Here is a 22,575-nt window from a genome sequence, read left to right as displayed (position 1 = left end):
AGGCATACGGCTATCGAGATGAGGAGTACTTCTTCCTCAAAATCAAAGCCGCGTTCCCCGGAAATCTGCGATGAACCATAAAAAAACGGCTGCAGATGCAGCCGTTTTCCTTGAATCAAGTCCCGCCTGTGCCGCTGTGCCGGCATCCTGAACCTGACGGTTCAAGTTGGCTGCAGTAGTTCAATTTCGGGTTCATCGGTCTAGCGACGCTCACGCCCATCAAACGATCCCACAGCCTATGCTCGTAAATGGTTCAAGGAATATATGGCAATCGCGAACACGGCAGGAGTACGAAGTCTAACCCATTCACCGCCGCTCTCCAAGACCTGAACGAAAAATTTCTGGGCGATTTTGTAACCAGTGTTTCGACAGGCTGATTCGCCGCGCCGTCACGAACTACCAGCGACGCATGAAATGAAAATGGCTGCCCGAAGGCAGCCATTTTTCTTGCGCTGTGCAGATTGGTCCGGATATCCGAACAGTTCAGAACAGTTTTTCCTGTGGCGCCAATGCCTGGTCCACCACCTCGGTGATGGCGGTGATCTGTTGCTGCCACTGGGCAATGGTGAGACCGGCGAAGGGGCCTTCGGCACGTTGCATGGTCAGCAACTCGGCAGCGATGCCCAATCCGGCCATCACGGCGATGCGGTCGGTGCCCTTGATGCGACCGGCATCGCGGATGGCGCGCATCTTCTGGTCGAGATAGGCCACGGCGTGATGCAGCGCGGCCTGTTCGCCTTCCTGGCATGCCAGGGTGTAGGACTGGCCCATGATCATGGCCTGGATCTGGATGGTGCTCATGCGGTCTCCTCATCGGCCGACAGCGCGGCTTCGGGAACCTCGGCGACCTCTGCCACCGGCAGCTGCGCCAGGACGGTGCTCACGCGCCGATAGGCATCATCCACCCGGCCGGAGAGGGTGGTGTTTTCTTCGGAGAGCAGTTTGACTTTCCGGCGCAGCTCGGCATTTTCTTCGCGCAGGCCTTGTGCCAGCTTGGCGAGCTGAGTGACTTTTTCAGCCAGTTGCAGGAATTCTGAACTCATGTGGTGATTGTTCGCAGGATGGGATTGCGCTGGCGGGCGCCAGTACGTGTCAGGAATGTTCAAGTTTCGTTGCGTCGACCTGCATGATTATAAGCGCTTTGCGACACACCCTGAACAAGAACGGCTGCACGGAGCAGCCGGAAGAACTTGGTACGTGGCATTGGCGAATGGTTCCCCATAGGCGGCAGTTACGTGCATTGCATTGACGACAATCGTGGGTGATGCCTGGAAGAAAACGCTCACTCGCTGCGGCGGGCGGGCTGGCCGTGCATGCGCATGTAGCCCTGTTGCAGCACGAAGTTGTCGAAGGCGGTCAGCAGCGGGTGGTATTTCTCGCTGTTGCGCTCCAGTTGCATCAGGGCATAGCCGGCGGCTTCCAGCGTGGAAAGCTGCTCCGGCTTGTGCGACTTGCGGATGGTGTAACGCGAGGTGGGGGTATCGATCAACACCATGCGCGGCAGGGTTTGCAGGATGGGGTTTTCGAAGAGCATCTTGCGACTCTTGCGCCAGGTGCCATCGATGATGACCAGGCGGATGCGCTGCAGCGTCTGGCGCTTGTCGACCGTCATCGTGCGGGCGTCGAAATGGGTGGTCTCGGGCGTGGCGGCGTCATCGGTGTAAAGCAGGATCGGGTGCACCGGCTCGCTATCGGGCACGTTGCGCACCCGCGACGGTGCATGCAGCATCTGCTGCAGTTCGTCGGGATCGAACGCCGAACCGACGACGAGCTTGCTGTACGGCAGGCTCAGATGCAGCAGCCGCACGCTGTTCTTGGCATTGTTGACTTCCAGCGGGTGTTGCAGAATCAGGACATCGATGGCGTGATCGATGGGAGAGGTCCAATGGCAGATGCATGCCGAAAGGGCACGCTGGCAGATCGGGCAAATCAGTCTGCGGGAGGTGTGTGGATCGTGGTTGGAAACCAAAATTATCAGCCTTCTCTAGTTGCGCAATGGTCATCTCGTACAGCAGTGCAGACGTTGGCAAGGGGCAGATGCCCGGTTGCCAGACGTTTGGATGGACCCGTTGTTTGTGGGGCGTAGATTGGACTGAGTGTTGTTAGGCGTCAATCGACATAAAGCGAAGATATTCTCGATTTTTACGGAAATTGAATTGGCATTTTGCAGATTCCCGTTTACCGGCCACGCTCTTCCCTGTTCCATAAAGGGTTTTGGCTGCGCAGCCTGTATTTCGACCTGTTCTGTCTTTACACCTTGAGGTAGTCCTCGCGTCCGCCCAGCCAGCGTGCCAGGTGTCGGTCCACGATGTCGGGCGCATGTTGCAGCAGGGCCTGGGCGGTATCACGGGCCTTTTCCACCAGCCACTGGTCGGTGCCGAGGTCGGCAAAGCGCAGCATGGCTTCGCCCGACTGCCGTGCCCCCAGGAATTCGCCGGGGCCGCGGATATCCAGGTCGCGCCGGGCGATCTCAAAGCCATCCGTCGTTTCACGCATGGTGGCCAGGCGTTGCTTGGCGGTGCCGCCCAAGGGGCCCTGGTACAGCAGCAGGCACACGCTGGCGGCCGATCCGCGTCCGACCCGTCCGCGCAACTGGTGCAATTGCGACAGGCCGAAACGCTCCGCATGCTCGATCACCATCAGCGAGGCATTGGGCACATCCACGCCCACTTCGATGACGGTGGTCGCCACCAGCAGATGAATGGCGCCGCGCGTGAAACCCTCCATGACGATCTGTTTTTCCACCGGCTTCATGCGCCCGTGGACCAGTCCGATGGTGAGGTCCGGCAAGGCCGCCGACAGGGCCGCATGGGTATCGGTGGCGGTCTGCAGCTGCAGTGCCTCCGATTCCTCGATCAAGGGACAGACCCAGTAGATCTGCTTGCCTTCCAGCGCCGCCGCATGTACCCGTTCGATCACTTCGTCCCGACGGTTCTGATCGATCACGCGGGTCACGATGGGCGAGCGTCCCGGCGGCAGTTCATCGATCACCGACACTTCCAGGTCGGCGTAATAGGTCATGGCCAGCGTGCGCGGAATGGGCGTGGCCGACATCATCAACTGATGCGGCACAGCGGCGGCGTCACGGTCCTCCGGATTGAAGCTCTTGTTGCGCAGCGCCAGCCGCTGGCCGACGCCGAAGCGATGCTGCTCGTCCACGATCACCAGCCCCAGGTTCTCGAACTGCACCGTGTCCTGGATCAGCGCATGGGTGCCGATGACCAGGCGCGCCGCACCGGACTCGATATGGGCCAGGGCCTCGGTCTTTTCCTTTTTCTTCTGGCTGCCGGAAAGCCAGGCCACACCCACATCCAGCGGCTCCAGCCAGGCCGCGATCTTGCGGAAGTGCTGCTCGGCCAGGATTTCGGTGGGCGCCATCAGCACGGCCTGGCAGCCACTGTCGATGGCCTGGGCTGCCGCCAGTGCCGCCACCACCGTCTTGCCGCTGCCCACATCGCCCTGCAGCAGTCGCTGCATGGGGAAGGACTGGCGCAGGTCGGCGCGGATTTCCTCCAGCACGCGTTGCTGCGCGCCGGTCAGCTGGAAGGGCAGGACCTTGGTCAATTCCTCGGTGAGGCGCCCGGTCACCGGCAAGGCCCGCGCGGTCTTGGCGCGCCGCGCTGCCTGGGCGCGCTTGAGCGAGAGCTGCTGCGCCAGCAGTTCATCGAACTTCATGCGGATCCAGGCCGGATGTGACTTTTCCGTCAGGGCGTATTCATCCACGTCCGGCGGCGGGTTGTGCAGCAGTCGCACTGATGGCTCGAAGGCGGCCAGGTCCAGGGTCTGCAACATCGACGGCGGCAGCGTATCGCTCCAGTCCAGCCGGCTCATGGCATTGGCGATGGCCTTGCGCAGGTAGGCCTGCGACAGGCCTTCGCCGGCAGGGTAGACCGGCGTAAGCACGTCCGGCAGCGGCGCCCCTTCGTTGACCACCTTGTATGAAGGATGGACCATCTCGGCCCCGAAGAAACCATGTCGCAGCTCGCCGCGCACCCGCACCCGGGTACCTTCGGCCAGCTGCTTGGTCTGGCTGCCGTAGAAGTTGATGAAACGCAGCGTCAACTGGCCGCTGTCGTCGCCCACCGTCACGATCAGTTGCCGGCGCGGGCGGAACTGCACTTCGCAGGCCGTCACCACGCCTTCCACCTGCACCGTCTGCAGGCCGCGCAGGGAGGCCTCGCCGATGCTCACGAGGCTGGTCTCGTCCTCGTAGCGCAGCGGCAGGTGCAGCACCAGGTCCATGTCATTGTGCAGGCCCAGCTTGGCCAGCTTGTTTTCGGGCTTGGCGGCAGGCTTGGCGGCGGGCGCGGCTTTTTTCTTCGAAGCCGGCGAGCTGGTTTTCTTCGCGGTAGCGGGCATGCGGTCAGCGGTCGGATAGTCGGATTGCCATAGGTACACTAGTCGCACGGGAAGATGGGAAAAACGCGCAGACAGCGTAAAATAGCGGGTTACGCTATTTTACTGTGAATATTTACAGTATCAATCCCGCCGGCAACACTTCTTGCCGGGGAAGGCTGCCGGACCCGACCGCATTCTCGCTTTCGTTTTCTCTCGATCGCGTTTGAGCACTGGTCGCTGTCGACGCCGCCTCCATCATTATTTTGCAAGCATGTACTCTCTTTCCGACTTCGATTTCGATCTCCCCCCCGAGCTGATCGCCCAGACCCCCCTGGCCGAGCGCAGTGCCTCGCGCCTGTTGCAGGTGCAGGGTGCGCAGCTGACCGACCGCCGTTTTTCCGACATCGTCGACCTGCTGCAGCCCGGCGACCTGCTGGTCTTCAACGATACCCGCGTGATCAAGGCGCGCCTGTTCGGCGTGAAGGAAACCGGCGGCAAGATCGAGGCCCTGGTCGAACGCATCCTCGATGCGCGTACCGTGCACGCCCAGGTGCGCGCCTCCAAGTCGCCGCCGCCGGGCAGCCGCATCCGCCTGGCCGATGCCTTCGATGTCACGGTGGGTGAACGTTTCGGCGAGTTCTATACGCTGCACTTCCCGGCGGACGCCTTCGAACTGCTGGAGCAATACGGCAGCCTGCCCTTGCCGCCCTACATCGATCACGAAGCCGACGCCTACGACGAAACCCGCTATCAGACCGTCTACGCCAAGGAGCCCGGCGCGGTCGCCGCGCCCACCGCCGGCCTGCACTTCGACCAGGCGCTGCTGGAACAACTGGCCGCGCGCGGCGTCAAGCAGGCCTTCGTGACCCTGCACGTGGGCGCCGGCACCTTCCAGCCGGTGCGGGTGGAAGACCTGTCGCAGCACAAGATGCACAGCGAGTGGTACACCATCTCGCCGGAGACGGTGGAGGCCGTGCGTGCCACCCAGGCCGCCGGCGGGCGCGTCGTCGCCGTGGGCACCACGAGCATGCGGGCGCTGGAGTCCGGTTCGCAGAGCGGCCAGCTCCAGGCCGGCAGCGACGACACCCAGCTCTTCATCACGCCCGGCTACACCTTCAAGACCGTCGACCTGCTGGTGACCAATTTCCACCTGCCCAAGTCGACCCTGCTGATGCTGGTCTCGGCCTTCGCCGGCTATGCGCACATCCGCGCCGCCTACGCCCATGCGATCGCGCAGCAATACCGCTTCTTCAGCTATGGCGACGCCATGTTGCTGACCCGTACCTGAAACATCGAGAGAAACAGAGAACCCCATGCTGGAATTCACCCTCCTGAAGACCGACGGCCGCGCCCGTCGTGGCCGCGTCAAACTGAACCACGGCACTGTCGAGACCCCCATCTTCATGCCGGTCGGTACCTATGGTTCGGTCAAGGCCATGTCGCCGCTGGAACTGAAGGAAATCAACGCCCAGATCATCCTCGGCAATACCTTCCACCTGTGGCTGCGCCCGGGACTGGAAGTGGTCAGCAAGTTCGGCGGGCTGCACAAGTTCATCGGCTGGGACAAGCCCATCCTGACCGACTCCGGCGGCTTCCAGGTGTTTTCGCTGGGAGAGATGCGCAAGATCACCGAAGAGGGCGTGCACTTCGCCTCGCCCATCAACGGCGACCGCCTGTTCCTCTCGCCGGAGATCTCGATGCAGATCCAGCGCGTGCTCAATTCGGACATCGTCATGCAGTTCGACGAATGCACGCCCTACGAGATCGATGGTCGCCCGGCCACGCGCGAAGAGGCCGGCAAGTCCATGCGCATGTCGCTGCGCTGGGCCAAGCGTTCCAAGGATGAATTCGACCGCGGCGAGAATCCCAATGCGCTCTTCGGCATCGTCCAGGGCGGCATGTTCGAGGGTTTGCGCGACGAGTCGCTGGCCGGGCTGGAGGAGCTCGGTTTCGACGGCTTCGCCATTGGCGGCCTGTCGGTGGGTGAGCCCAAGGAAGACATGATGCGCGTGCTGGAACACGTCGGCCCGCGCCTGCCAGCCGACAAGCCGCACTACCTGATGGGCGTGGGCACGCCCGAGGATCTGGTCGAAGGGGTGGCCAATGGCGTGGACATGTTCGACTGCGTCATGCCCACCCGCAATGCGCGCAATGGCTGGATCTTCACCCGCTACGGCGACGTCAAGATCAAGAACGCCAAGTACAAGAACGACGACCGTCCCTTCGACGAGACCTGCGACTGCTACGCCTGCAAGAACTTCTCGCGCGCCTACCTGCACCACCTGCACCGCGCCGGCGAAATCCTCGGGGCACGCATGAATACCGTGCACAACCTGCATTACTACCTGCAGCTGATGCAGGAGATGCGCGACGCCATCGACGCCGGCACCTTCCAGGACTTCGTCAAGAAATTCAAGGAAGACCGCGCCCGCGGCGTGGACTGAGCCAAGCCGGCGCGGGCCGGTGAACAGGCCTGGCGCAATCGTGCAAGGTTTGGGAAGAATTGTTCATATCCCGTGCCGGTCGTCGACCATGCCATCCCCGCCGGATCTCAGTTTCCGGCCGTTTTCTGCTCCAGGCACAGCGTAAAGCAACTACCCTGGCCTACCTGGCTCTGCACGCTGATGGCACCGCCCATCAGGTGCGCCAGCTTCTGGCTCAGGTACAGGCCCTGGCCCATGCCCTCATGCTTGCGTGAGGCCGAGGCGTCGAGCTGGGTAAAGGCGCGAAACAGCTTCTGCTGATCCTGCTCGCTGATGCCGCAGCCGCTATCCTGCACCTCGATGAAGGTGGTGGTGCTGTCACCATGCGGCTGCTGGCGCCATCGCACCCGCACCTGCCCGTGCTCGCTGAACTTGATGGCATTGCCCACCAGGTTCAGCAGGATCTGCCCCAGCGCCCGACGGTTGGTGTGGATCACGGTTTCCCTTGTCCCCGCTTCTGCTCCCGCTCCGGCTTCCACCTCCAGCAGCAAGCCCTTCTTCTCGGCGGCCGGCCGCAGCATGCTCACGGTTTCATCGATCAGCTGCGAACAGAGCAGGGCCTCGGGAATCAGGTCGGCGTCCTCGGTCTCCATGCGCGACACATCCAGCAGGCTGGTGATCAGGCCCAGCAGGTGCTCGGCGCTGTCGTGTACCGTCTGCAACTGCTGTTCCTGTTCTACCGTCAACGGGCCACCCATGCGGGTGAGCAGGATGTCGGTGAAGCCCAGGATGGCATTGAGCGGGGTGCGCAGTTCATGCGAGGTATTGGCCAGGAAGCGGTTGCGTGACTCCATGGCTTCCTGCAGGGCGCGGTTCTTTTCGGCCAGGTCTTCTTCGATGCGCTTGCGGTCGCTGATGTCGCGCACCGCGATCAGCAGGAAGGTCTCGCCTTCCACCACCAGCGGACTGAGGCTGACGTCAACCGGGAACTCGCTGCCGTTGCGCTTCAACCCACACAGGTCGGGTGTGGGGTTGTGGGCCGGGGCGGCGGCATGGTTCAGGTAGGTCACCAGGTTCTGCGCGTGCATGGCCAGAAAGCGCTGCGGAATGAGGACATCGATGGCGCAGCCGGTCAGTTCGGCTACCTCCCAGTCGAACAATTCGCCGGCCCGGCGGTTGGCCAGCACGATGCGGTCCAGCGCGTTGACCACGATGATGCCGTCCGGCAGCGAATCATAGAGGCCGTGTACGCTGGCGGCGATCAGGCTGATGTCGCGCAGCACGGTGGCCTGGCTGATATCGCGCTTGCAGGACAGGACGTATTGCGGATGGCCCTGCTCGTCGCGCAGCAGCTTGTTGGACACTGACAGGTGCAGCAGGGAGCCATCCTTGCGACGCCGGATGGATTGGCACTCGGCACGCCCCAGGCTGATGGTATCGGCGAAGACGCGGTCTTCCTCCATGCGCCGTTCGGGCGGCACGATGAAATCCGAGAGATGCTGGCCCAGCACTTCCTGGGCGGCATAACCGAAGATCTGTTCAGCGCAGCGGTTCCAGTAGATCACCTGGCCTTGCATGTCCATCAGGACATAGGCGTCCGGCGCTTCACTGAGCAGCAGTTGTTCAAGTTGCAGCATCGTCGTCGCTGCCGGTTTGTTGCAGGCGCAGGAGCCGGTCGTGGACCTGGGCCGGCAGGCCCTGCCAGAGCGACTTGCCGGCGATGTGCATGGTCTGCGTCCAGTCCTGCCAGTCTTCGCCGGCCTGCTGGTACAGCTCGGGGAAGTCGTGCGGTGCCAGCTGCAGTTGTGGTAGCGCCGTGGCGACCTTCTGTAGCGCCGCCTCGGCCAGTTGCGGCGCACCGCAGCCCAGCTCGGCCATGGCCGAGGACAGGTACAGGGTCCAGATGATTTCCAGCGGACGTGGCGCGGGCAGGGCGTCCGGCAGGCTGGGCGACTCGTAATGCAGGACCGCGTCGCAGAAGAGTTCAGGAATCTTCCAGTCCTGCATCAGCGCCGCGGCGATGTTGAGGTGGTTGAAGCCGAACAGCGACTGCTCCATGGCCAGCTGGGCCGAAGGCTCCAGCACCCGCGTGAGCAGCGAGGAATAGCCGGTCGGATGGGCCGAGGCCAGGGTCAGCTTGCCGATGTTGGCCAGGAGCCCCGTGGTAAACATCTCGCCCAGTGGCGCCACCCGGGTATGGCCGCTGATGGCCTGGGCGCTGCAGGCCATGGCAAAGCTGTGGGCCCAGAATGCCGGCAGTTTGAAGTTGGTGCAGGAGGCCGGCGCCGTGGTCTCGGCCAGCGACAGCGCCAGGGCCAGCTGGCGCACCGCCTGCAGGCCCACCAGCAGCATGCTGTCCATGCTGACCGAGGCGATCGGTCGCACCCGGTGCGCATTGAGCACGTTGACGATGCGGATGATGCGTCCGGACAGGGCCGGGTCGGCCTGCACCAGATGGATCAGTTCGGCCATGTCGGGGTCGTCCTGCGCGCACAGGCGCATGATGGTCAGGCGCACCCCGCCCGGCGAGGGCAGGGCCTGGGCGCTCCTGAGCTTCTCGAACAGGGTCGGTTCAATGAAGGTCAGCATCATTTGCTTTCCTGGTAGCGGTTGTGGATGTCGAGCACGTCGTCCCAGCCGGCGAAGAAGGCCTCCACGCAGCGCGGGTCGAAGTGACTGCCGGCATTGTCGCGCAGATAGCGCGAGGCGTCTTCCAGGCTCCAGCCTTTTTTGTAGGGGCGCGTCGAGGTCAGCGCATCGAACACATCGGCCACGGCCACGATGCGGCCATAGAGCGGGATGTCTTCGCCCTTGAGGCCGTTCGGATAGCCGCTGCCGTCCCACTTCTCGTGGTGGGTGCGGGCGATCTGCGAAGCCGTCTGCAGCAGCGGGGAAGGGCTGTCGCGCAGGATGTCGGCGCCGATCTGGGCGTGCAGGCGCATGACCTTGAGTTCTTCCTCATCCAGCCGCCCGGGTTTGAGCAGGATATGGTCGGGGATGCCCATCTTGCCGATGTCGTGCATCGGCGCGGCATTGAACAGCAGGTCCTGTTCTTCCTGAGGCAGGCCCAGGTGAGCGGCGATGATGCGGGTGTAGTTGGACATGCGCAGCAGATGCTCGCCGGTCTCGGGGTCGCGATAGCCGGCCGCGCGCACCAGCAGGTCCATGGAGTTCAGCGCCAGGGTATTGCTCTGGTGCGACTTCTGTTCCACTTCCTCGGCCAGGTGTTCGATCTTCTGGCTCATGGCCAGCTGCGACTTGCGCATGGCCAGCATGTTCTTGACCCGCGCCAGCAGCTCCACCCGGTTCACCGGCTTGGAGAGGAAATCGTTGGCCGTCATCTGGAGCGCCTGGTGGCGTACCTGTAGCCCCATGTCGGCGGTGATCATGATGACCGGCGTCATTTCCTGGCCTGGCATGGCGCGAAAGCGCGACAGGAAACCCAGGCCGTCCATGCCCGGCATCATGTAGTCCAGCAGGATCAGGTCGGGCTCGTGGGTGCCACACCAGTCCAGCGCCTCATAGGCATCAGGGCAGGTGCTGATGCTGGTGTCCGGCAACTGCGCCAGCATGTGCGTGAAAAGTGAAAGATTGGTCTTGTCGTCGTCGACGATCAGTATTTTCATGTGCTCCCCCGGCCCCTCTGTTGTATGTGATCACGCAGCGCGGCGAATGCGGTGGCACATTCCCCGGCCAGCGTGCGTACCTGCGCCAGTTCCCCCTGGCGGGCAGCGATTTCCATCTGACGTCCCAGCTGACCCAGTGCCTGTATCCCCAGGTTCAGGCAACTGCCGGCCAGGCGATGGCCCAGGGCCTGGATTTCGCCCAGCAGGGGTTCGCTGGCCTGGACCTGGCGTGCCAGGTCCTCCATCACGGGCCCGGTATGTTCGATGAACATGTCCAGCATGTCGCTGGCCAGCCCGGTGTCCTCGCCAAAGAGTTCCTCCAGGCGGGCTTCGTCGATGATCGGCAAGGCCTGCTCGGCCGCTTGCTGCGGCGCTGCGGGCGGCAGGTAATGAGTCAGCATCGCCGCCAGTTGCGAGCGCAGCAAGGGCTTGGTCAGATAATCGTCCATACCCGCCTCCAGGCATTGTTCGCGATCACCGGCCATGGCATTGGCAGTCATCGCGACGATGGGGGTATGCATCAGCTCGCCCTGCATGCGCCGGATGCGGCGCGTGGTTTCGTAGCCATCCAGGACCGGCATCTGGCAATCCATCAGGATCAGCGCATAGTCGCGCTGCGCCAGCTTTTCCAGTGCCTCCGCACCATTGGAGGCGATATCGACTGCGTAGCCCATGGCATTGAGCTGGTACACCGCCACCTTCTGGTTCATTACGTTGTCTTCCACCAGCAGCAGGCTATGCGCCTCCTGCGGCCCCTGCAGCCCTGGCGAGCGCGCCAGGACCGCTGGCGCTGCATCGACCTGCTGCTCCCCCTTGCCCGTTCCATTCATCTCCCCCATCACCGCGCGCAACAGCTGCTGCTTGCGCAACGGCAACTGCAGCACGGTGGCTGGGGTGGGTGTTGGTGATCCGTCTATATTAAGGCCGTGTACGCCGTGGTCAAGCAAGACGCACGTCATGCCGGGGCGGGCCGACTGCAGCTGCGCCAGTACCGCCGGGGCCGGCATATCGCGTACCTCCGAACTGACGATGACGGCATCGATGCCCGTGGTCGTGGCCAGGGGGCCGGTCAGCGCGGCCAGGGCGTCATTGGCACTGCCGTAGCGCACTGTCTCCACGCCGGCCGCGCGCAGGGTTTCATGCAGCATGGCGGCACTGGCGTCGTGGGTTTCGATGAGCGCCACCTGTCGCTTTTTGGCTGCAGAGCTTCTGGGCGGCAACGCCGCCGATGGCGCCACCGGAATCCCCAGTTCGAACCAGAAACAGGAGCCGGCACCGGGGCTGCTGTCGACGCCGATATGGCCGCCCATCAGTTCGACCAGCCGCTTGCAGATCGACAGGCCCAGGCCGGTGCCACCGTATTGCCGCGTGACCGAACTGTCGGCCTGCGAAAACGGCGAGAACAGGCGCCGCATGGTTTCCTCATCCATGCCAATGCCGCTGTCGCGCACCTCGAAGCGCAGCCGGCAATGATCACCCGCCACATGCAGCGCCTGCACTCGCAAGAGCACCTCGCCGCGGTGGGTGAACTTGAGCGCATTGCCCAGCAGGTTCAGCAGGATCTGGCGGATGCGACCGGGGTCGCCCAGCAGCCTGGGTGGCAGACGCGGATCCACATGCGCCAGCAGGCGCACCTGCTTTTCGCGGGCCTTGAAGGAGAGCGCCTCGGCGCTGGCTTCCACCACTTCCAGCAGATCGAACTCGACCACGGCGATGTCCATCTTGCCCACATCGATCTTGGAAAAATCGAGCACGTCATTGACGATGCCCAGCAGGGCATTGGCCGAATCCTCGATGGCCTTGGCGAATTCGGTCTGCTGGCTGTCCAGGCGCGTGGTGCGCAGTAGGCCGGCCATGCCCAGCACGGCATTCATGGGCGTGCGGATTTCATGGCTCATGGTCGAGAGGAAGGCACCCCGGGTCAGCATGGCGTGATCGGCCGCCTCCTTGGCCAGTACCAGGCTGCGTGCGGCACGCTGGTTCTCGCGCATGAAGCGCAACAGGATCAACGCCCGCACTCCCCACAGCGCCAGCAGGCCCAGCGTGAGCCAGGCCGGCAGATCGGTCTGCCACAGCGCGAACACCGCCAGCGCCGCAAAGCAGGCTTCCGATAGCAGCAACAGCGCACGCCCGTCGCGCCGCGCTGATGGATGGGCTGCCTCTGGTCTCACGAAATGATCTCCATGCTTCTTTGAACTCCGATGATGGCTGGCAGGGCGGCGCGGGATCACCTCCCCAAGGCCTGGGACATTGAAATCAATTATAACGAATTGGTTTTATAAATTGTGAAAATTGCTTTATTCGTTCGCATTCTAGCCACGAAATGGCGTCAGGAAAAGGCAGGAAAAACCCGATGGGTTTGTTGTAGATAAGTCAAAAAGTCTTTGTTGAAGCCTATCATCGACCGATGGAGTCAGTATCGATGATGAAAAAATCAACTGTGTTAATTTATCCTGTCAAATTAATTTAATTGATTTAATCGATAAATTTAACTAAAATGGATTCGTAGTCGAAGAATGCAGTGGCCCAACTGATGACAAGGAGCCTGCGCTATGAACAATCTGAACAATCCCCCCTCGAAGGTACTGTCCCGTCCGCATCTGCTGCGCTGGAGCGCCACGCTGCTGATCCTGGCACTGGTGCTGTGCGGCTGGTCGCGCCAGCAGTTGCAGGCCGCCACCACGGCGCGGCTGGCCGTTTCGGCCGTGGTGCCCACGCGCTGCAACGTGGTGGTGCAGATCGTCAACGGCAGCGCTGCCGTCTCCAATACCTGCGGCGGGGTGATGGCCGGCAGCCCGGATGGGCGGGCACTGTTGCTGGTGGACCAGCGCGAACGCTCGGTGCTGGTGGTGTACTGATTGCCGATCTCTTTCCCCGACCTCATTCCCCGCCCTGATTTCTCACCTGATCCCCGACCGGTCCTGACCCCGCCTGCCACGGCGGCTCCTGCCGCGCGCTCCTCCAGGGCGGCGGCCGTGAAAATAGCCATTTCTCCCTTGATCTGCGGCAAGACGTCCCGATTTGGCGTCATAGCGCTGGTGCAGTGCTAGAATGCAGGGCTATTTTTTAATCAACCTTTGGAGCCTTACGTGTTTATTTCCGACGCATACGCGCAAACGGCCGCAGCAGCCCCTGGTGGCGCGATGGGCAACCTGGCCAGCTTCCTGCCGATCATCCTGATGTTCGTGGTGTTGTACTTCCTGATGATCCGCCCGCAGATGAAGCGTCAGAAAGAACAGAAAGCCATGATGGACGCACTGGGCAAGGGCGACGAAGTCGTCACCTCCGGTGGCCTGCTGGGTCGCATCACCAAGGTGGCCGATGGCTACATCACCATCGAAGTGGCTGAAGGCACCGAAGTCGTCGTGCAAAAGGGCGCTGTCACCACCCTGCTGCCCAAGGGCACCATCAAGGGCCTGTAATGGCCTGACCGGTTCGGTCGGCCCGCGTGCCGGCGAACCCATGGGCGCATCGCTGATGCGCCCATCTTGTTAGAACCCTGCGGTTTTTCCACCCGGGTTCTGAACAGGGCGGCAGGTCCCTGCCGTCCTCTCCCGCAAGCACGAAGCACAAGACCATGAATCGTTACTCTCTCTGGAAATACGCACTGATCGTCCTGGCCCTGCTGTTCGGCGTGATCTATACCGTCCCGAACTTCTTCGGCGAGTCCCCCGCGGTGCAGATCAGCAGCGCCAAGTCGACCCTGAAGGTCGAACCCGCCGTGGCCGGCCGGGTGGATCAGATCCTGAAACAAGGCAATCTCGGCGCAGAGAGTGTGGCGTTCGACAACACCGGTTCGCAGCCCTCGGTGCGCGCGCGTTTCGCCACCACCGACATCCAGTTCAAGGCCAAGGCCCTGCTGGAAAAGGAACTCAATACCGACCCCAGCGACCCGACCTATATCGTCGCCTTCAACCTGCTGCCCAATACCCCGCAGTGGCTGCAGAGCCTGCACGCCTTCCCGATGTATCTGGGCCTGGACTTGCGCGGTGGTGTGCACTTCCTGATGCAGGTCGACGTCAAGGCCATCGTCAACAAGCGTCTGCAAGGCCTGCAGGCCAGCGTGCGCGGCCTGCTGCGTGACAAGAACATCCGCCACAGCGGCATCAACCGCAGTGGCGACAGCATCGAGATTTCCTTCCGCGATGCCGATACCCGTAACAAGGCCCGCGCCGCCCTGGGCGAGCTGCAGGAAATGCTGCTCACCGACGCCGGTTCGGGCGATGACCTCAAGCTGGTCGGCACCCTGCGTCCGGAAGCCATCAAGCAGACCCAGGAAGACGGCGTCAAGCAGAACATCAGCACCCTGTCCAAGCGCGTCAACGAGCTGGGCGTGGCCGAGCCGCTGATCCAGCGCCAGGGCGCCGAGCGCATCGTGGTCGAGTTGCCGGGCGTGCAGGACGTCTCGCGTGCCAAGGACATCATCGGCCGTACCGCCACCCTGGAAGTGCGCATGGTCGACGAGAGCGTGGTGCGTGGCACCGAAGAGACCTCGGCCATCCCCTTCGGCTCCGAGCTGTTCAAGGTCGGCAAGGGTGCCCCGGTGGTCCTGAACAAGGAACCGGTACTGACCGGCGACTACATCTCCAACGCCTCGGCCAGCTTCGATGAAAACCACCAGCCGGCAGTCAGCATCGACCTGAATGGCGACGGCGGCCGCAAGATGCGCGAAGCCACCCGCGACAAGGTCGGCAAGGCCATGGCCATCGTCCTGTTCGAAAAGGGCAAGGGCGAAGTCCTGACCGTGGCCACCATCCGTTCCGAACTGGGTTCGCGTTTCCAGATCACCGGCATGGGTTCGCCCGAAGCCGCCAGCGACCTGGCCCTGCTGCTGCGCGCCGGTTCCCTGGCTGCTCCGATGGACATCATCGAGGAACGCACCATCGGCCCGCAACTGGGTGCCGACAACATCAAGAAGGGCTTCGACTCGGTGCTCTACGGCTTCCTGGCGATGGCTGTCTTCATGGTGATCTACTACCAGCTGTTCGGTTTCTTCAGCGCCCTGGCGCTGTCGGTGAACGTGCTGCTGCTGGTGGCCCTGCTGTCCACGCTGCAGGTGACGCTGACCCTGCCGGGCATTGCCGCTATCGCGCTGGCACTGGGTATGGCGATCGACTCCAACGTGCTGATCAACGAACGCATCCGTGAAGAACTGCGTGCCGGCAATTCGCCGCAGGCCGCCATCGCGGCCGGTTTCGACCGCGCCTGGGCGACCATCCTGGACTCCAACGTGACCACCCTGATCGCCGGCCTGGCGCTGCTGATCTTCGGTTCCGGCGCCATTCGCGGCTTTGCCGTGGTGCACTGCCTGGGCATCCTGACCTCGATGTTCTCGGCCGTGTTCTTCTCGCGCGGCGTGGTCAACCTCTGGTATGGCCGCAAGAAGCGCCTGACGGGCCTGGCCATCGGCCAGATCTGGAAGCCCGAGAGCGAGGTACTGTCCACCTCCGGCAAGGCTTCCGCCAAGCGCAACGTCAAGTAAGCGACGGCTCACCCGAAACAGCAGCACAGCCAGATTTGAGCCGGTCGCCCCTCTTGTGGCGCGACCGGCACCGAAAGGATAGTGATGGAATTTTTCCGCATCAAAAAAGACATTCCCTTCATGCGTCATGCCCTGATCTTCAATGCGATCTCGGCACTGACCTTCGTGGCCGCGGTGTTCTTCCTGTTCTCCAAGGGATTGCACTTCTCCATCGAATTCACCGGCGGCACGGTCATGGAAGTGGCCTACAACAAGCCGGCCGACCTGGAAAAGATCCGCAAGTCCATCGAAGGACTGGGTTATCGCGACACCCTGGTGCAAAGCTTCGGTACCGCCCAGGACGTGATGATCCGCCTGCCCGCGCAGGCCGGCGTGAACGCCAGCCAGCAGAGCGAGAAGGTCAATACCGCGCTCAAGGCGGACGACCCGGACGTGCGCCTGCAACGGGTGGAATTCGTCGGCCCGCAGGTGGGTGACGAGCTGGCCCATGACGGCCTGCTGGCACTGGGCATGGTGGTGCTGGGCATCGTGATCTACCTGGCCTTCCGCTTCGAGTGGAAGTTCGCGGTGGCGGCGGTGATCGCCAACCTGCACGACATCATCATCATCCTGGGCTTCTTCGCCTTCTTCCAGTGGGAGTTCTCGCTCACCGTGCTGGCCGCCATCCTGGCCGTGCTGGGGTATTCGGTCAACGAATCGGTGGTGGTCTTCGACCGGGTGCGCGAAGCCTTCCGTGACCGTCGCTTCGGCAAGCTCTCGGCGCCGGAAGTGCTGAACCACGCCATCACCAGCACCATGTCGCGTACCGTCATCACCCACGGCAGCACCGAAATGATGGTGCTGGCGATGTTCTTCTTCGGTGGCCCGACGCTGCACTACTTCGCGCTGGCGCTGACCATCGGCATCCTGTTCGGTATCTATTCGTCGGTGTTCGTTGCCGCTGCCCTGGCCATGTGGCTGGGCGTCAAGCGCGAAGACCTGATCAAGCCGGTCAAGGTCAAGGACGAGAACGGCGGCGCCGTGGTCTGATTCCGCGCCACCGCCAATGAGGGCCGCAGCGTTCGCGCTGCGGCCCTTTTTCATGAGAATCCCGCAAGGACGCAAAGCCGGGATAATGCTTTACTTCACCCCATTGCATCGCCGAAGGACGTTTTTTTGATCATGAGCACATCCACCGACCTGCACGATATCGACTATGAACGCCGCTTCGGCGGCGTGGCCCGCCTGTATGGCGCCGCTGCCCTGCAACGCTTTGGCCGGGCGCGGGTGTGCGTGGTCGGGGTAGGGGGCGTGGGATCGTGGATCGTCGAGGCACTGGCGCGCAGCGCCATCGGCCATCTCACCCTGATCGACCTCGACAACCTGGCCGAATCCAACGTCAATCGCCAGATCCACGCCCTCACCGAGACCCTGGGCCAGGCCAAGGTCACGGCCCTGCATGAGCGTATCCGGCAGATCAACCCGACCTGCGTGGTGACCGAGGTGGAGGATTTCGTCGATCCCGAGAATGTGGAGCAGATGCTGGGTGGCGGACGGTTCGACTACGTCATCGATGCCATCGACAACGTCCCGGCCAAGGTCGCCATGATCGCCTGGTGCCGCAAGAACGGCATGCCCATGGTCACCATCGGCAGTGCCGGCGGCCAGATCGATCCCACGCAGATTGAAATCCGCGACCTCTGCCGCACCGAGCAGGAACCGCTGCTGGCCAAGGTGCGCAAGCGCCTGCGCTCGCAGCACGGCTTCCCGCGCGGGACCAAGAACAAGTTCCACATCGATGCCGTGTTCTCCACCGAACCCCTGCGCTTCCCGGAGTTGGCCGAGGGAGAGGTTTGCGAGGTCGCTCCGGCCGAAGACATGGATGTCGGCGAGGATGCCGCCGACAGCACGCAAGCCGGTGTTACCGGCCTCAATTGCGCCGGCTTTGGCTCGGCCATGGTGGTGACCGCTACCTTCGGCCTGGTGGCGGCCGCCCATGTGTTGAAGAAGCTGGCCGCACAGGCCGATATTGCTGCCGCAGCCGGGTGAACTGCAGGCCGTCAGCCCTCAGTGTCCGCCGCCCTCATCGACCCGGTGCGCGGACACGCACAGCAGGACGCTGGCCGTGACCAGTACCATGGCCGCGATTTCCAGCAGGCTCGGCCAGCGCTGTTCCCACAGGAAGCCATAGAGCAGCGCGAACAAGGTCTCGAACAGGATCATCTGGCCGATCATGGTCAGCGGCAGCAGCCGGCTGGCCTTGTTCCAGCAGGCATTGCCGAACAGCGAGGCAAAGATCGCCACCCCCGCCGATACGCCGATGAAGTGCCACCATTCACTTTGTGGATGCGGTTGCAGCATGATCGTGAAGGCTGGTATTGCCACGAACAGTGACAACAGCCCGGTGATCACGCCGATCAGCAGGTTCCAGTCATGCGCCGAGATCGCCTGCAGGCGTCCCAACCAGCGGCTGTTGCCGACCGCGTAGGCGGTCCACGACACCAGCGCGGCCAGCGCGCAGAAGAACCCGATCACGCCATCCCCGAAGCCACCAGTGCTGGTACCCACCGCGCCACTCCCCAGCGACTGCCACGCCACGCAGGCGATGCCCGCCAGGCCCAGCGCCAGGGAAGGCGCCAGCTTGCGCAAGGGCAGTGCACCGTGGCCACGGCTGCCGATGATGGTCACCGCCACCGGCAGGAAGCCGATCACCAGCGAGGTCATCGCCATGCCGCCCAATTGCACGGCACTGGCCAGGAACACGTAATACACCACATTGCCCAAGAGGCTCAGCCACACCAGCGCCCGCCATTCGGCGCGGCCCAGGTGCGGCAGCAGCTTGCGCAGGCGCGGCGCGATCAGCACGGCGGCGAACAGGCCATAGGCCAGGTAGCGCCCGGCCGTCAATTGCCAGGGCGAGAAGGCGCGGGTCAGTTCCGGCGCCAGGAAGACCAGGCCCCAGGCGGCGCCGGCCAGCGCGCCGTAGAAGATGCCTTGCAGGATGGTGTTGGAACGCATGAATCGGGGTGGTCGTGCCACGACAGGTGTGCAAAGGCTGGGAGTATGCCGCAGCCGGGCCCGCCTGAATTGTCGTGGACTACGGTTTTATTGTGCAGGCCTGCGAACCTGACCATTCACATCGCGCCACCGCCGGAAGAACCGGCAGGCGGAAATACAAACACAAACAACAACGCCGGCACTGGGCCGGCGTTGTCGGTGATGACGGGGGCGGGGGGTCAGATCACCGTGCCGAACAAGCCCGCGCCCACAAAGGCCAGTGCTACCGCGCCGATGCCCATGGACAGGTAGGCCAGCACCGCCACGCCGGTGATGATGGTGGCCGAGGCCAGCACGATGGCCACCTGCAGCATGCCGGCTGCCATTTCCATCTTCTCGTACTTTGCCATGTAGGCATGCGCCTCATGCTCGGCTTCGCGCGCCTTGTGCGCCAGTTCCTTCTTGCCTTCGCCGCTCTTCTCGTCGCTGTCGTAGTGGGCGATGGCGTCATCCAGCTTGGCGATGGCCGAACTGACCCGCTCATCCTTGGGGTTGCCCAGCAGCGTGAGCTGCTGCTTGGCCAGTTGCGCCGCATTGCCACGCACCGACTTGGCCTGGAAGAAGGACCACAGGTTGGCCGCCTCCTGGTGCTTCAGGATGACCTCGGTCTGGTAGGACTTGGACATGGTTTCGGTAATGGCCAGCACCAGCGCCAGGATGGCGATGAGCAAGGCCAGCTTCTTGTTGCCGGACGCATGGGCGTGCTCGGCGTGTTCCAGGTTTTCGGTGGCTTCCGTCATGATGGTTCTTGTAATGTGGAGGAAATGAGGGCCACCCAAGAGAGGGCGGCGTTCCAAGAACGATTCACATCAGGAACGGTTGACCTGAATCATTGCAATACTCGTATTTTCCTGCGGCATGGGGTGGCCCTGCATGCCAGCCCCATCTGCCCGAAAGTACAGTCTGTCAGTACAAAATTCGCATTTCCTCACGGCTGCAGCAGCGGCGACTGCGTAGCGATGGTGATCCCGGCTCATATTGGAAGATGCGGCAAGCCCTGCAGGAAGATTTGCCTTTGGCTACACTGATGAGCCACAAATTCTGAATGGATGGGATTGGATTTATTGACTGGTGTTATACAAAAAGACAATCAACGAATTGTTTTTGATGAATTACATTAATGGTTCTTCGCAAGCATGACCGGAACAAGGCAAGGCTGGCCCCGCAGCACGGCGTCATGACCGGATGGTGTCATGGCGTGGTAGCAGAACGCAGTCAGCCTATTGCCGCAGTATCAAGCCGCCTCACCCCAGCCGCGCCGGGTGAGGCCACAGAGATGCCCGTTTTCCGGTCCGGGCGTCGTGACCATCGGGTCGATCAACAGGAGAGAACGCAATGTCGAATGAAGCCAAGTGCCCCTTTAACCACACCGCCGGCGGCGGCACCAGCAACCGCGACTGGTGGCCCAAGCAGCTCCGTCTGGACCTGCTGGCCCAGCATTCTTCCAAATCCAACCCCATGGGTGAGGATTTCAACTACGCAGAAGCCTTCAAGAGCCTGGACCTGGCGGCGGTCAAGGCCGATCTGGCCAAGGTCATGACCGATTCCCAGCCCTGGTGGCCGGCCGACTTCGGTCACTATGGCCCGCTGTTCATCCGCATGGCCTGGCACAGTGCCGGCACCTACCGCATCGGCGATGGCCGTGGTGGCGCCGGTCGCGGCCAGCAACGTTTTGCCCCCCTCAACAGCTGGCCCGACAACGTCAACCTGGACAAGGCCCGCCGCCTGCTGTGGCCGGTCAAGCAAAAGTACGGCAACAAGATCTCCTGGGCCGACCTGCTGATCCTGACCGGCAACGTGGCGCTGGAAACCATGGGCTTCAAGACCTTCGGCTACGCCGGTGGCCGTGAAGACGTATGGGAGCCGGACCTGGACGTCTACTGGGGTACCGAAACCACCTGGCTGGGTGGCGATGACCGCTACGGCAAGGGCAAGGCCGGCGCCGCCCACGGCGAAATCACCGCCGACGCCGACCGTCACGGCCAGGAACAGGCGCGTACCGCGCCGGCCGGCCGCAATCTGGAAAACCCGCTGGCCGCCGTGCAGATGGGCCTGATCTACGTCAACCCGGAAGGCCCGGAAGGCAATCCCGACCCGCTGGCCGCTGCCCAGGACATCCGCGAAACCTTCGCCCGCATGGCCATGGACGACGAAGAAACCGTGGCCCTGATCGCTGGCGGTCATACCTTCGGCAAGACCCACGGTGCCGGTGACGCCAAGCATGTCGGCCGCGAACCCGAAGGCGGCGACCTGGAAAGCCAGGGCCTGGGCTGGAAGAGCAGCTTCGGCAGCGGTGCCGCAGGCGACACCATCAGCTCCGGCCTGGAAGTGACCTGGACCCAGACCCCGGCGCAGTGGAGCAATTATTTCTTCGAGAACCTGTTCAACTACGAATGGGAACTGACCAAGAGCCCGGCCGGTGCCCACCAGTGGGTGGCCAAGGGTGCCGACGCGGTGATTCCGCATGCCCATGGTGGCGCGCCGATGCGTCCCACCATGCTGACCACCGACCTGTCGCTGCGCGTCGATCCGGCCTACGAAAAGATTTCGCGCCGCTTCCTGGAAAACCCCGACCAGTTCGCCGAGGTCTTCGCCCGCGCCTGGTTCAAGCTGACCCACCGCGACCTGGGACCGCGTTCGCGCTATCTCGGCCCCGAAGTGCCGACCGAAGAGCTGATCTGGCAGGACCCGCTGCCCAAGGCCGATGCACCGGCGCTGCAGGCCGCTGACATCAGCGCGCTCAAGGCCCAGGTGCTGGCCTCGGGACTGACGGTGTCCGAACTGGTCTCGACCGCCTGGGCGTCAGCGTCCACCTTCCGTGGCGGCGACAAGCGCGGTGGCGCCAACGGTGCCCGCATCCGCCTGGCCCCGCAGAAGGATTGGGCGGCCAACCAGCCGGCCCAGCTGGCCAAGGTGCTGTCCACGCTGGAAGGCATCCAGTCCGCCTTCAACCAGGGTGGCAAGAAGGTCTCGCTGGCCGACCTGATCGTGCTGGCCGGTAGCGCCGCCGTCGAGAAGGCCGCCCAGGATGCCGGCGTGTCCGTGAGCGTGCCTTTCCATGGCGGTCGCGTGGATGCCTCGCAGGAGCAGACCGACGTCGCTTCCTTCGAGCCGCTGGAGCCGGTCATCGATGGCTTCCGCAACTTCCAGAAGCAGCGTTATGCCGTGCGTGGCGAAGACATGCTGATCGACAAGGCACAACAGCTCACCCTGACCGCGCCGGAAATGACGGTCCTGGTCGGCGGCCTGCGCGTGCTGGGCAACAATGTCGGCGGCAGCACCAAGGGCGTGTTCACCAGCCGTGTGGGTGTGCTCTCCAACGACTTCTTCGTCAACCTGCTGGACATGGGCACCGAATGGAAGTCCACCTCGCCAGCGCAGGAAGAGTTCGAAGGCCGCGACCGCGCCAGTGGCGCCGTCAAGTGGACCGGTAGCCGCGTCGACCTGGTGTTCGGCTCCAACGCCGTGCTGCGCGCCCTGGCCGAAGTCTATGCCAGTGCCGATGCCAAGGAAAAGTTCGTCAAGGACTTCGTGGCGGCCTGGGTCAAGGTGATGGAGCTGGATCGCTACGACCTGAAGAAGTAAGACCGGTGGCTGCCTTTGCCGGCAGCTGCGGATGCAGGACAGCAGGAATCGGCGGGCCCCAGGGCTCGCCGTTTTTTTTTGCCTG

Annotated in this window: 18 protein-coding genes and 1 other RNA gene; 8 read left to right on the top strand and 11 right to left on the bottom strand. The window is 63.1% G+C overall.

Annotated elements, in window-relative coordinates; all coding sequences use genetic code 11:
• Positions 1-115: 115 nt before the first annotated feature.
• The 5 genes from ssrS to recG all read right to left on the bottom strand — a co-directional run bounded on the left by ssrS (position 116) and on the right by recG (position 4,359).
• A non-coding RNA gene (ssrS, locus tag HWE04_RS23310) (6S RNA) lies at positions 116-292 on the bottom strand.
• Between the two features lie 191 nt (positions 293-483).
• Positions 484-801 (bottom strand): cell division protein ZapA, encoded by a 318-nt coding sequence (locus HWE04_RS23305; RefSeq protein ID WP_006464744.1) that lies wholly within the window; start codon positions 799-801, stop codon positions 484-486.
• Positions 798-1,043 (bottom strand): DUF904 domain-containing protein, encoded by a 246-nt coding sequence (locus tag HWE04_RS23300; RefSeq protein ID WP_077237657.1) that lies wholly within the window; start codon positions 1,041-1,043, stop codon positions 798-800. The genes HWE04_RS23305 and HWE04_RS23300 overlap by 4 nt, the downstream gene beginning before the upstream one ends.
• A 239-nt stretch (positions 1,044-1,282) precedes the next feature.
• Positions 1,283-1,969 carry a tRNA-uridine aminocarboxypropyltransferase gene (locus HWE04_RS23295; protein ID WP_006464746.1) on the bottom strand — a complete coding sequence of 229 codons (687 nt, stop codon included), beginning with the start codon at positions 1,967-1,969 and terminating at the stop codon, positions 1,283-1,285.
• A gap of 281 nt (positions 1,970-2,250) precedes the next feature.
• Positions 2,251-4,359, bottom strand: coding sequence for an ATP-dependent DNA helicase RecG (gene recG, locus HWE04_RS23290; protein ID WP_241813825.1), 2,109 nt, complete (start codon positions 4,357-4,359; stop codon positions 2,251-2,253).
• Between the two features lie 250 nt (positions 4,360-4,609).
• On the opposite strand from recG, the gene queA reads away from it, so the two are divergent.
• Positions 4,610-5,626 carry a tRNA preQ1(34) S-adenosylmethionine ribosyltransferase-isomerase QueA gene (gene queA, locus HWE04_RS23285; RefSeq protein WP_077237659.1) on the top strand — a complete coding sequence of 339 codons (1,017 nt, stop codon included), beginning with the start codon at positions 4,610-4,612 and terminating at the stop codon, positions 5,624-5,626.
• Between the two features lie 25 nt (positions 5,627-5,651).
• Complete coding sequence (gene tgt, locus HWE04_RS23280) at positions 5,652-6,782, top strand: tRNA guanosine(34) transglycosylase Tgt (RefSeq protein ID WP_006464750.1); 1,131 nt, start codon at positions 5,652-5,654, stop codon at positions 6,780-6,782.
• A gap of 107 nt (positions 6,783-6,889) precedes the next feature.
• Here tgt and HWE04_RS23275 read toward each other — a convergent pair whose 3' ends face one another.
• Genes HWE04_RS23275 through HWE04_RS23260 form a run of 4 tightly spaced genes read right to left on the bottom strand, consistent with a single transcriptional unit; the run spans position 6,890 to position 12,558 of the window.
• On the bottom strand, positions 6,890-8,398 hold the full coding sequence (locus tag HWE04_RS23275; protein WP_241813824.1) for a PAS domain-containing sensor histidine kinase: 1,509 nt from the start codon (positions 8,396-8,398) through the stop codon (positions 6,890-6,892).
• Positions 8,385-9,353, bottom strand: coding sequence for an HDOD domain-containing protein (locus HWE04_RS23270; protein ID WP_039876234.1), 969 nt, complete (start codon positions 9,351-9,353; stop codon positions 8,385-8,387). The genes HWE04_RS23275 and HWE04_RS23270 overlap by 14 nt, the downstream gene beginning before the upstream one ends.
• Positions 9,350-10,387 carry an HD domain-containing phosphohydrolase gene (locus HWE04_RS23265; RefSeq protein ID WP_241813823.1) on the bottom strand — a complete coding sequence of 346 codons (1,038 nt, stop codon included), beginning with the start codon at positions 10,385-10,387 and terminating at the stop codon, positions 9,350-9,352. Before HWE04_RS23265 ends, HWE04_RS23270 begins: the two co-directional genes overlap by 4 nt.
• Positions 10,384-12,558: an ATP-binding protein gene (locus HWE04_RS23260; protein WP_241813822.1), complete on the bottom strand. Its 2,175-nt coding sequence runs from the start codon at positions 12,556-12,558 to the stop codon at positions 10,384-10,386. The genes HWE04_RS23265 and HWE04_RS23260 overlap by 4 nt, the downstream gene beginning before the upstream one ends.
• Before the next feature lie 381 nt (positions 12,559-12,939).
• Between HWE04_RS23260 and HWE04_RS23255 the strand changes: the two genes are divergently transcribed.
• From HWE04_RS23255 to tcdA, 5 genes are all read left to right on the top strand, one after another.
• Positions 12,940-13,245, top strand: coding sequence for a hypothetical protein (locus tag HWE04_RS23255; protein ID WP_241813821.1), 306 nt, complete (start codon positions 12,940-12,942; stop codon positions 13,243-13,245).
• A gap of 285 nt (positions 13,246-13,530) precedes the next feature.
• Complete coding sequence (gene yajC, locus HWE04_RS23250) at positions 13,531-13,809, top strand: preprotein translocase subunit YajC (RefSeq protein WP_008326581.1); 279 nt, start codon at positions 13,531-13,533, stop codon at positions 13,807-13,809.
• A gap of 155 nt (positions 13,810-13,964) precedes the next feature.
• On the top strand, positions 13,965-15,869 hold the full coding sequence (gene secD / locus HWE04_RS23245; RefSeq protein ID WP_077237664.1) for a protein translocase subunit SecD: 1,905 nt from the start codon (positions 13,965-13,967) through the stop codon (positions 15,867-15,869).
• A gap of 84 nt (positions 15,870-15,953) precedes the next feature.
• On the top strand, positions 15,954-16,898 hold the full coding sequence (secF, locus tag HWE04_RS23240; RefSeq protein WP_102661132.1) for a protein translocase subunit SecF: 945 nt from the start codon (positions 15,954-15,956) through the stop codon (positions 16,896-16,898).
• Positions 16,899-17,030: 132 nt separating this feature from the next.
• Positions 17,031-17,897, top strand: a complete 867-nt coding sequence (tcdA, locus tag HWE04_RS23235; RefSeq protein WP_102661542.1) for a tRNA cyclic N6-threonylcarbamoyladenosine(37) synthase TcdA — start codon at positions 17,031-17,033, stop codon at positions 17,895-17,897.
• Between the two features lie 18 nt (positions 17,898-17,915).
• Here tcdA and HWE04_RS23230 read toward each other — a convergent pair whose 3' ends face one another.
• The gene (locus HWE04_RS23230; RefSeq protein WP_241813820.1) at positions 17,916-18,866 is read right to left on the bottom strand and encodes a DMT family transporter; all 951 of its coding nucleotides are present in this window, start codon (positions 18,864-18,866) and stop codon (positions 17,916-17,918) included.
• Between the two features lie 218 nt (positions 18,867-19,084).
• Positions 19,085-19,645, bottom strand: a complete 561-nt coding sequence (locus HWE04_RS23225) for a DUF4337 domain-containing protein (protein WP_077237666.1) — start codon at positions 19,643-19,645, stop codon at positions 19,085-19,087.
• 595 nt (positions 19,646-20,240) lie between these two features.
• Between HWE04_RS23225 and katG the strand changes: the two genes are divergently transcribed.
• A complete protein-coding gene (gene katG, locus HWE04_RS23220; protein ID WP_241813819.1) occupies positions 20,241-22,490 on the top strand; it encodes a catalase/peroxidase HPI in 2,250 nt (749 codons plus the stop codon).
• Positions 22,491-22,575: the final 85 nt, after the last annotated feature.

Source organism: Herbaspirillum sp. C7C2, from assembly GCF_022627865.1.
GTDB lineage: Bacteria > Pseudomonadota > Gammaproteobacteria > Burkholderiales > Burkholderiaceae_D > Herbaspirillum > Herbaspirillum frisingense.
The sequence above is the reverse complement of the archived record's forward strand: the minus strand, read 5'-3'. Positions and strand labels throughout refer to the sequence as shown.